The 2,064-nt window shown below is 39.0% G+C and carries 2 protein-coding genes and 1 pseudogene; all 3 read right to left on the bottom strand.

Annotated features, from left to right (window positions below; all coding sequences use genetic code 11):
* Positions 1-889, bottom strand: an 889-nt coding sequence (locus PX484_RS01395; protein ID WP_288102697.1) for a lysophospholipid acyltransferase family protein, incomplete at its 3' end; no start/stop codon positions are given.
* A gap of 105 nt (positions 890-994) precedes the next feature.
* On the bottom strand, positions 995-1,480 hold the full coding sequence (locus PX484_RS01390; RefSeq protein WP_287766365.1) for a DUF29 domain-containing protein: 486 nt from the start codon (positions 1,478-1,480) through the stop codon (positions 995-997).
* Between the two features lie 228 nt (positions 1,481-1,708).
* Positions 1,709-2,064, bottom strand: a pseudogene (locus tag PX484_RS01385) (PIN domain-containing protein); the annotation flags it as partial.

Below are 2,064 nucleotides of genomic sequence, written 5' to 3'. Positions count from 1 at the left end.
TGGCTGCCACTAATTGATCGAGTTGTTGCTGCATCAAATAACAGACTTTCTCATAACATTCGCGTACATAACGGCGGTCCCGGGCCGCTTTTTTGCCGTAACGTTCAAAAATAATTGGGGGACAAACCCGCGTCTGTATCGGCACAGGTAAGGGAATATTCGGCAAGGGACCGATAGCTAGTCCCCAGGGTAAACCGAAATAGATGGGACAGGTCCCTGGGTCAATACCGAAAGGCCAAGGCATACCCTGTTTATGCAATTCTTTTAATTGAGGATAAATATCTTCGAGGACAAACAGGGTCGAGTGAGCGCCGTGGGAAATGGCGGGAATAATCGGCACTTCGTACTGTAAAGCTAGTTTAACAAAAGCTAGATTACCGGCAAAATGAATTTTATTTCTTAAACTGTGGGGACGGAAAACATCCGTAGCACCTCCGGGATAAATTAGTACACTAGCACCACTATTCAAAGCGGCGATCGCCATTTTCGGATGTGCATGAATGGCCCCCATTTGGGCCGCTAGACTAGCTTGGGGTGGAAAAACTCGCCAGACTCGCGAATCCATCAAACCATAGATTAAGCGATCGCTGCCAAAGCGCTGAAACCAATCATACATCATCATAAACATATCGGGAGCTGCTAAACCGCCGTTATGGGAGCCGATGAATAATACCTGTCCTGAGGGGGGAATATTTTCCCAACCATCGGTTTTAACGCGAAAATAATGGTGATAAAACCAATCCAGAAGGGGGACAAATTTTTCGATCACTTGCGGATCGCGATCCTCTAATGACCAACCGGTGAGGGTATCAACAGGGGCCTTGGCCGCTTGTAGGGATAATTCGGCAAAAGTGGCCGTAGATGAGACAAAAGAACTAAAAATCTGCATTGATGGCCAGTGGATAATTTAATCGCATCTTATTATCGCAAATTTCGCTTAAAAAACCCATCGTTTTAGAACGGTTTTCTTTGATTATTTTATCATGTTTAATGTCTAATCTTCACAGTGAAACCAATTTTTATCTAATAATTGCTCTAAACTGTAAGGACATTCTGAGGGAAAATCGCCAGAAAAACCAGTTTTTTGTTGAACATAATCGAAAGCATCCTGATAGATTATCGGTAATTCCTCAGCCAAATAATTCTGTAAATTCGTCGTTAAACATTTTCTTAATTGCGTGCGAAAACTGATAATTTCCGCTCGCCAATGATTCCGATTTATTTCTGCTTCTGTTGTCCAATATTGTAAAAGTAATAAATGCCTGATCACTTGTTCAAGTAAGCTACTGACTCGGTTTTTATCTCTTTTACTCAAGCTTTCTAATTCCTCAATTAAATGGATTGCATCTAATTCATCTAAGCGATTTTCCTTGAGGAGTTTTATTATTTCCTCTAACCAGAGATGTTGATCAATTTCGTAAAGTAGGGGTAGGGTTTCTCCTCCCTCTACTTGCCAGGGATTCTGATTTAAAGTTTTCATTGCATTGTTTACGGTTCTTAATAGGAGATAAGTACCCTCATATATATATTAGGCCACTTTCTCCTAATTTTGATAGTGACACAGGAAAAATCACCGTCCCGCCAATTCTCGTTCATAGTATCATTAGTGCATAGCCAATTTTGTAGGGTGCGTTAACGTAGTGTAACGCACGTCTTTACTGACTCAAGCTATTAAAATATGTCGGATGACTTAAAGATTGGGTTTAATTTATAACTCTACCCAATTCTCTAAACTTAATCCTTCAACCCTCAATAAATCACTGCTATTATAAACAACAATTAAACTTTTAACTATAGCAGTAGCAGCAATTAAAATATCTTCTGTTTGTATGGGTAATCCTCTTAATCTAAGATGAGCATGAATTTCGGCTGCTTTTTATAAAATAGCTAAATCATCTAATAAAATAATTTGATAATCCTGAGAAAGTTTGTTAAATCTTTCTCTTTGTTTAGGTGCAGCAACTGCCAACAATCCCCTCTTAATTTCAAAATAAGTAATGCAACTGATAAAGATACTTTTTCTTTGAGCTTTGACATCTTCAATTTTTTGATAAACTTTAAGAT

The organism is Microcystis sp. M49636_WE2, from assembly GCF_030065375.1.
Lineage (GTDB): Bacteria > Cyanobacteriota > Cyanobacteriia > Cyanobacteriales > Microcystaceae > Microcystis > Microcystis aeruginosa_C.
Note: the sequence above shows the minus strand (reverse complement) of the source record. Positions and strands in the feature narration are given on the sequence as shown.